This is a genomic window from Verrucomicrobiia bacterium, from assembly GCA_035460805.1.
Lineage (GTDB): Bacteria > Patescibacteriota > UBA1384 > CAILIB01 > CAILIB01 > DATHWI01.
In genome coordinates, this window is sequence record DATHWI010000115.1 from 1 (window position 1) to 7,678 (window position 7,678).

Annotated in this window: 9 protein-coding genes; 4 read left to right on the top strand and 5 right to left on the bottom strand. The window is 53.8% G+C overall.

The annotated features are described in order from the left end of the window. On the top strand, nucleotides 1-225 hold a 225-nt coding region (locus VLA04_04640; protein ID HSI20952.1), incomplete at its 5' end, for a hypothetical protein. A gap of 79 nt (nucleotides 226-304) precedes the next feature. Here VLA04_04640 and serS read toward each other — a convergent pair. After that, a complete protein-coding gene (gene serS, locus VLA04_04645) occupies nucleotides 305-1,576 on the bottom strand; it encodes a serine--tRNA ligase (GenBank protein HSI20953.1) in 1,272 nt (423 codons plus the stop codon). Between the two features lie 75 nt (nucleotides 1,577-1,651). Here serS and VLA04_04650 point away from each other — a divergent pair, with 75 nt between their 5' ends. The 3 genes from VLA04_04650 to VLA04_04660 all read left to right on the top strand — a co-directional run bounded on the left by VLA04_04650 (nucleotide 1,652) and on the right by VLA04_04660 (nucleotide 3,093). Beyond that, a complete protein-coding gene (locus VLA04_04650) occupies nucleotides 1,652-1,951 on the top strand; it encodes a hypothetical protein (protein ID HSI20954.1) in 300 nt (99 codons plus the stop codon). A gap of 67 nt (nucleotides 1,952-2,018) precedes the next feature. Beyond that, nucleotides 2,019-2,909: an inositol monophosphatase family protein gene (locus VLA04_04655; protein HSI20955.1), complete on the top strand. Its 891-nt coding sequence runs from the start codon at nucleotides 2,019-2,021 to the stop codon at nucleotides 2,907-2,909. A 55-nt stretch (nucleotides 2,910-2,964) separates the two neighbouring features. Further along, nucleotides 2,965-3,093, top strand: a complete 129-nt coding sequence (locus VLA04_04660; protein ID HSI20956.1) for a hypothetical protein — start codon at nucleotides 2,965-2,967, stop codon at nucleotides 3,091-3,093. 73 nt (nucleotides 3,094-3,166) lie between these two features. Here the strand turns inward: VLA04_04660 and lysS are convergent, their stop codons facing one another. The 4 genes from lysS to VLA04_04680 all read right to left on the bottom strand — a co-directional run. After that, on the bottom strand, nucleotides 3,167-4,699 hold the full coding sequence (gene lysS, locus VLA04_04665) for a lysine--tRNA ligase (protein HSI20957.1): 1,533 nt from the start codon (nucleotides 4,697-4,699) through the stop codon (nucleotides 3,167-3,169). A gap of 93 nt (nucleotides 4,700-4,792) precedes the next feature. Continuing rightward, entirely contained in the window at nucleotides 4,793-5,257 is a 465-nt protein-coding gene (gene greA / locus VLA04_04670) for a transcription elongation factor GreA (GenBank protein ID HSI20958.1), read from the bottom strand. Nucleotides 5,258-5,434: 177 nt separating this feature from the next. Further along, nucleotides 5,435-6,106, bottom strand: a complete 672-nt coding sequence (locus VLA04_04675) for a hypothetical protein (protein ID HSI20959.1) — start codon at nucleotides 6,104-6,106, stop codon at nucleotides 5,435-5,437. A gap of 96 nt (nucleotides 6,107-6,202) precedes the next feature. Continuing rightward, nucleotides 6,203-7,678: alanine--tRNA ligase-related protein (locus tag VLA04_04680; GenBank protein HSI20960.1), on the bottom strand; the 1,476-nt coding region annotated here is incomplete at its 5' end.

The window sequence follows — 7,678 nt, forward strand, 5'->3', positions numbered from 1 at the left end:
TTTGATGAAAGCGAAGCTAACCGCATGAAGCGGCTGGCCGACGGACTTCCCCCTCAGGGAGAGATGGATGAGCGGATCAATCAGCTCACCTATCTAGCCGGTACCGGCGACAAAATCTCCGAGCTTCAGCTTAAGCAAGTACTGGAGAAGAAACGACTCACCCTTGAAGGTAAGCCCCCGGAACCGTGGCGGCCCGCTACCCAAACACAGCGGCAGCGCGCGTAACTCCAAATCCGTAGCCAATTACCCATTGGCTACCAACAAAAAAGAACCAGCACTCTGGTTCTTTTTTGTTCTCAAACTTTTACCGTTTGATCTCGGTAAAACCTGTATACGGAATAAGGGCGTCTGGGATTTGAATAGACCCGTCTTCGCGTTGGTAGTTTTCCAAGATTGCCACCAAGATACGCGGCGAAGCCAGGGTAGTGTTGTTGAGCGTGTGTACAAACTGCGTCCCCTCTTCGCCCTTGAACCGGATTCCTAGTGAGCGGGCCTGCCAATCTGTGTCGTTGGAGCAGGAGTGTGTCTCACCATATTTGCCCATGCCTGGCATCCAGGTTTCAATGTCCCATTTCTTAGCCTGCGGATGTCCAAGGTCGCCACTGCAGTTCAAGACAACCTGGTAGTGCAGGCCAAGGAACTGGAGCATCTCTTCTGCCACTGCAAGCAGGCGACGGTGTTCCTCTTCCGACTCTTCGGGGCGGACAAGGGAAACCATTTCCACCTTTTGGAACTGGTGGACACGGTAGAGGCCGCGGGTCTCTTTGCCGTACGTCCCTGCTTCACGGCGGTAGCAGGTAGAGATACCAGCATAGCGAAGCGGGAGCTCTGTTGCTGCCAAAACCTCACCTGCCCGGTAGTTAACCAACCCAATTTCCGCTGTACCGGCTAAGTAAAGTTCGTCGCGCCCTACATAATATGCATCACCCATCTCTGCGTCTTCGGGTGAAGAAAAGTGCCCGGCGCCGTAAAAGGCTTCCTTACGAGCCAAGTTAGGCACCGTCATAAGGGTAAAACCATGCGAACGCAGGATGTCCAACGACCAGCGCATAACCGCTTGCTCCAAGATCACCAACTCATTCTTGAGATAGTAGAATTTCTGACCGGCCACTTTGGCGCCACGCTCCATATCCAAGAGATCCAGGGAGATGGCAAGTTCTTCGTGGTTCTTAACAGGGAAACCAAAGTCCTCCCGTTTACCCTCGGTCCGGATGACGACGTTTTCCTTGTCGGTTGCACCGGTTGGCACTTCATCGTCAGGAATATTGGGAATCTGGCGGTGGAGCACCAGAATGCGCTCTTCCAACTCAGATAGGGCGTGCTCGCTGTTCTTTACATTGTCGGAAAGGGTGCGGAGGCTTTCGCGCAAATTCTCGCGCTGCTCAGGGGTGGCCTGGGCCATCTCACCTGATTTAGCATTGAGCTCTGCCTGCGCTTGTTCAGTCTCGTTCCGCAAGGTGCGGCGCTCCGCGTCCAACACCAAAAGCTCGTCTAACACCGCCTGGTCACACCCCTTGCGGGCCATGCCGGCACGGACACGGTCCGCTTCATCCCTAATTCGTTTGATATCTAGCATGGATACATGGTGCCAGATCTGGACACATTTGCCAATTTTGGATAATGTGCGCACACTATTGTGAGAGGTACAACGATGTACATTTTAAAAAAGCCCTTGTTCAAAGAAGACTGGTGGGTTGGTCTCGTCAGAATCGCACTCATCCTCTTCTGCATCGCCTTCTTCGTGGCGATCTTCCTCTTCCCCATCCTCTTGGTTGGCGTCGTGGTTTCCGCGATCACCATGGGATACTACATGCACAAGGCTCCCGTCATGTCATGGGAGTACGAAACAGACGAGTACGACTCGGGCTTCCTCCAGCACGTCCAGGACACTGAACGTCTCAAAGCAGCCCTCGGTGAGACCGACCTTCCCCAGAACTTGGTCTCGGCCTAGCATTGAATCAGCCGGATACCCAATAGGGTGTCCGGTTTTTTGATACCCTAAAGCTAAGGAGAAACACATGAGCAACACACCACCAAAAGCGTTCCCTGGCGATATCAACGCCTACATTCTGGGCAAGATCATGAAAGAGATTGTGCGGCGCATCATTGCGATAACCGAAAGGCACCGCCTAACCTTCGAAGTGACCGAGAAAGACAGTAAAACCGACATGCCGGACTTCTTTACGAATGCCGACGTGGAGGCGCAGGAGCGGGCGGTCCAGTGGCTGCAAGAGTGCTTCCCTACCTGGGGGATTGTGGCGGAAGAGGCAGACTTCACGGCTGAGTGCAGCGCGGAAGGCTGTGACATTTTCTTTACGCTGGATCCCATCGATGGCACCAAGGCTTTTATTAGGAAGCAGTCCCACGGTATTGGCTGCATGCTCTCACTGGTTTACGACGGCGAAGTGATTGCCTCTTATATTGGCGACATCAACACCAAGGAAATGTATGGCTACCGGCCGGAGTCCCGTTGGGTATACCGCATCTCACAGTTCACCGATAACCAGCCGCTGGAGATTGTGCAGAAGCCTTTGGCATCCCTCATTGTTTCACTAAGGGACGAGCCTGGCGCTTTTTCTGAGGACATCTCACGCCACCTCTCCAGCAAGCGCTACGGAGGCCTTTTCAGCCACATGGAAGTGAGTGGCGGCAGCATTGGCATCCACATGGCCAGGCTCTGGAAAGGAGAAGTGGGCGCTATTCTATTGAGGCCCGGAAGCCAGAACCCCTGGGATTACGCACCCATCACCGGCATAAACCGCCGCCTCGGGTTCAAGTATGTCCTGCTTCATGAGGATGGGCCACGGGTAATGGAGGATGGTCCTATTACGCGGGACCCTGTCCTGTTGGAAGTCCCAACGCTGGTTATCCATGAGAATGCCGTTTCTGAGCTTCTAGAGAAGTGGTAGAGCATGTACAGTACTGCCACTTCCTGGTATAAAAAGGCAATTCAGGAGGTGAGCGATGTATTATCGGCTCGCAACGTTAGGATGGATCATTGTGGGATGCGTGGAGTTGTTCCTCATGGCAATTCTCGTCCCCGTTAAGGATTATGTGTTTGACCCGCTTTTCAGAAAGAAAAAGTCCCGCTGACGCGGGACCGACCCCAAGCCCCAGGTTACTGGGGCTTTTTTAATCAGCTTTCTCACTCGCCAAACCGAGGGAACTAGTTCTCTCCGTTTTTCTCACTCGGCCGCATTGTTGGGAAAAGAACGGTCTCCCGAACAGACTCAGACCCTGAAAGGATGGCCACAAGCCGGTCGATGCCGGCGCCAAAACCGGTCATTGGTGGCATGCCATGCTCCATGGCGCGGAGGAAATCCTCATCCAGACGCTGGGCCTCTGGATCACCCGCCAAGCGCAGCTTCTCCTGCTGTTCAAAGCGCTCACGCTGATCCAATGGGTCGTTCAGCTCGCTGTACGAGTTACTTACCTCAAAGCCGGCAATAAGGGTGGCAAAGCGCTCAGTAACCCGAGGGTCGCTCGCCTTCTTTTTAGCTAGCGGAGAAAATTCAAGCGGAAAGTCTACAAGGAACTGGGGCTGGATAAGGTGCGGGCGGGTTGTCTTCTTATAGAGCAGGTCAATCATCCGTCCACGTCCCAGGCGGCGGAAGGCATCGGCATCACCTACCTGCTGGTCTCCTCCCCCGGTACGCACGCCATGGTTGATGAGGCTCTGAATAAGCTCATCGTCAGAAGCATCTAGGATATTGATACCCGCATACTGCTGCACCACTTCCACATAGGAAATACGGGGCCACTCGCCGTCAAAATTAAGCATGTGCTCGCCGCGCTCAATTTGGAGCGTACCGTACACATCTTGGACTACCCGCTGGAACATTTCCTGAACCAGGGCCATTTGCTCTGTGTAATCGGCGTACGCCCAATAAAATTCGAACTCTGTAAACTCTTGAAGGTGCTGCGGGCTCATTCCCTCGTTACGGAACACCTTGCCAATTTCAAAGACCCGGTCAAAGCCACCGGCAACCAGGCGCTTCAGGTGAAGCTCAAGGGAAATACGGAGGTAGAAGTCCGTGTCCAGCGCATTGTGGTGGGTAATGAACGGCTCTGCATCGGCACCACCAGGGATATGCTCCAGCACGGGAGTCTCTACCTCAATGAAACCCTTCTCGTGCATGAAGGAACGGAGGCTGGCAATGAGCTTGCTGCGCTTAAGGAAACGGTCACGCACGCCATCGTTCACCAAAAGGTCTAGGTAGCGTTGGCGTTGGCGCGCCTCTACGTCTTGCAAACCCTTCCAGGCGTCTGGGAGTGGGCTCAAGGTCTTGGCAAGGATCTTCCAATCATGAACCTCAAGGGTAAGCTCGCCACGGCGGCTCACGAACAATGTGCCGGCTGCCCAAAGGAAATCAGCCGTATCAAGAAGCTGGAGACGCTCAAACAATTCTTCAGAGAGAATGTCCTTTTTGAAAAGAAGTTGGAGCTTGCCGGAAACATCCTCAAGGTCCATAAAGACTAATGCCCCTTGGCCGCGCATGGCCACGATACGGCCTGCGACAGCGCTACCACCCTCGTGACGACCCTCTATCTCCAAATGGTTCCCCTGTGCCCGCACAGTAGCAATCTGCTCGTGTGGCGGGGTTATAGCGGGGTACGGGTCTACGCCTAAATCGCGCCAGGCTTGGAGGCGGGCGCGGCGGGCGGCAAATGGATCTAGGTCGTCGAAGCGGTAATTCACAGGCTAATCTTAGCGCTTTATTCTGATTTGCTCAAACAAAAATGCCCGAGGAGACCCGGGCATTTTCTCTCTCAAAGTCTCGGGTGAGGAGAACTAATTGATTTTTTTGACCTTATAGCCAATGGTACCACCATCAGGGATGGATACCTCAACGGTCTGGCCAACCTTGGCGCCGAGGAGTGCTTTTCCGAGTGGTGATTCAACGGAAATGTGACCACTTGCGGGGTCAGATTCAGCGGAACTTACCAGCTGGTACACTTCCTTGTCACCGTCTACTTCCACTTCAATCCGCGCCCCAATAACGGCTTTGTCATGGTTGGAAGGGTCTTCATCAATCACGCGGGCCTTCTTGAGAAGGGCCTCTAGTTCTTCGATACGCCCCTCAATCATAGACTGCTGCTCACGAGCGGCGTCATATTCGGCGTTCTCCGAAAGATCCCCGTACTCACGGGTCTCTTTGATCTTCTTGATGATTTCCTTGCGATCGACCGCGATGAGCTGGTCGAGCTCAGACTTGAGCTTCTCGATGCCCTCTTTGGTCAGCAGGATGTCTTTCATGGCAAACGTTAGTAATCAGAGCACTAAGCGCGGTTAAATAAAAAAGCAGCCAGAGGCAGCGCGCTAGTGCGTTAACGGATAAATACTAGCAGAAGCACTACCCTTGTCAATGGGATATACGGGCCTTCTGAGAAAAGAAAAGGCCCGTACCCTATAGAGGTACAGGCCAGAAACAGACTACGTCCCCACTAATACAGGCACCATTTTCCTCGGGTGCGCCTGAGGAACGGCAACGGTTGCCATGGTGGCGAGGGTTGTGATGAGCCACTCCAGTGTCACACCAGGCGGCACGACCTCTGTGATGCGGTACGTTGGGACCGTGGGATCCCCGGTTGTTTGGACAAGGCTGCGCAGGCTAGGCACCTGCTTTTCGCGTGGATGCATGACCGTGAAATCTTGGTCCAAAGCTGCGAGGTGGGGCGCAAAGAAACAGTGGAGAACTTCGGCTAGGAAGTTGGCATCCCCCGTCATCCAAGCGTTCTCCATCCAGAGCCTGGCCAAGGACAGGTCCTCTTCTTTCAAGCAGAAGAAACTTCCGGTGCGTTCAGCCTGGAAAACGTCGTACCTTTCGGAGACACGTACAAATTCCAACTGACCCTCTGCGGGAGGAAACACGAGCAGGCGGTTGTCTACCGCAAGCGTGTATTCATCGATGAGCGTCAGGAACCGAGGGTCACCGAGCCCAGTCTCAAGGAGCGAGGGGGCCATGGGCGAGCGCACAATGCGCCGCTTCTGACATTTTTCCCTACTCACACTGGTGCGGAGCACCCTTACCAAGTAGCGGACTACACTTCGCTCTGCCCGGGTGGGCACACGAGCAAGGCAGTCGGTCATATAGTTAACATCCATGTATAGATGTGCCTCCAAAGAACTTTGCACTATTTCATGCAACGCTCTCGATGGTACTAAAAAAGCCCCGGCCAAACAAGCTTGTCTAACCTGGGACTATTCGAGAATGGCTTTGATACGCCGTACCCCGGCGCTTACCGCTTCTTCCTTTTGGATAGAGAATTTTCCGAGCGTCCCCGTGTGCTCTACATGGGGCCCAGTACAAATTTCCTTGCTGTAACCGCCCATATCGTACACGCTCACCCTATCACCATACTTGTGCCCAAAAAGCCCAATGTAGCCCTGCTCAAAGGCTTCCTGAGGGCTCATCTCCGCACGGCTAATAGGAAGATCGGCAGTAATCTTTTCATTGACCAACTGCTCAACCCTCTCTACTTGTTCGGGTGTCATTTTTTCCGGATGAGCAAAATCAAAACGCAAACGTTCAGAGTTGATGTTGCTTCCCTTCTGCTGGACATGGTCACCTAATACATCGCGCAGTGCCTGGTGGAGAAGATGGGTTGCCGTGTGGTACTTCACCGTTTGCTCAGAGTGATCGGCTAACCCACTAGAGAACTGGCCCGCAGAAGCAGTGCGGGAAAGGTCTTGGTGTTTCTTGAATTCGGCTTCAAACTCAGCCTCATCTACCTGCACACCCTTGCTTTGGGCGTACTCGCGAGTCAGTTCCAGAGGAAACCCATAGGTTTGGTAGAGGTCGAATGCGTCTTTTCCCGTAAGGGATTCCCGGCGCTCAATTTCTTTCTTACCTTTACTGAGGGATTTGTGGAACTTGCGGGCCTCATCGGTAAGGACGGCGACTGTGTGGGCCACATCAATGGCGTAGATGCCTGAGTAGAGAATGGAGATAGCCTCTACCAGCTTACTAATAAGGACCTCTAGCTGGGCACCATCGTCCTCAAGTCCAGTGTGAAGTACCGCGCGGCGGATAAGGCGGCGCACAATATAGCCCCGGTCTTTGTTGCTTGGGAATACGCCATCACCAATGAGGAAGGTGGCAGCTTTCAGGTGATCGGCAATGATTCGCTGCGACTCAGGAGTGCTACCTGGGGCCCACTCCGCAATCACCCCAAGAAGACTCGTGAAGAGGTCCGTTTCAAACACCGTTGGAACATTCTGGACAACTGCACAAATGCGCTCCAAGCCCATGCCTGTATCAACATTACTATGCTCCAAAGGCTGGAAGGACTCGTCCTGCTCTTTGCGGTACTGCATGAAGACGTTGTTCCAAATTTCTACCAGCCGACTACCTTCAAGGTCCGGCATCCCCGTAGCGTCAGTAAGTGGCCCAACGCCCTCACCTAGGTCGTAGTAAATTTCAGTGTCAGGGCCGCATGGACCAGTCTGCCCGGCAGGTCCCCACCAGTTGCTGGAGTCCGAAAATATCCGGCCGCCCTCGGCGATTGACACGTCCACCAAGGCTTCTATCCCCCGCTCTTTAAATGCCTCTTTCCAGAGTCCAATGGACTCTTCGTCCCGGGGCGCGTTGGCATTTCCAGGAAAGATCGTAATGTAGAGCCGGGCAGGATCAAGGCCTAAGCCCTCGCCCTCCGATGTAAGGAACTGGAAGCTCCA

Bases quoted from the DNA above. Each gene is read 5' to 3' on its own strand.
- serS (HSI20953.1), bottom strand. From the start codon at position 1,576: ATGCTAGATATCAAACGAATTAGGGATGAAGCGGACCGTGTCCGTGCC.
- greA (HSI20958.1), bottom strand. From the start codon at position 5,257: ATGAAAGACATCCTGCTGACCAAAGAGGGCATCGAGAAGCTCAAGTCT.
- VLA04_04675 (HSI20959.1), bottom strand. From the start codon at position 6,106: ATGGATGTTAACTATATGACCGACTGCCTTGCTCGTGTGCCCACCCGG.
- VLA04_04655 (HSI20955.1), top strand. From the start codon at position 2,019: ATGAGCAACACACCACCAAAAGCGTTCCCTGGCGATATCAACGCCTAC.
- VLA04_04650 (HSI20954.1), top strand. From the start codon at position 1,652: ATGTACATTTTAAAAAAGCCCTTGTTCAAAGAAGACTGGTGGGTTGGT.
- VLA04_04660 (HSI20956.1), top strand. From the start codon at position 2,965: ATGTATTATCGGCTCGCAACGTTAGGATGGATCATTGTGGGATGCGTG.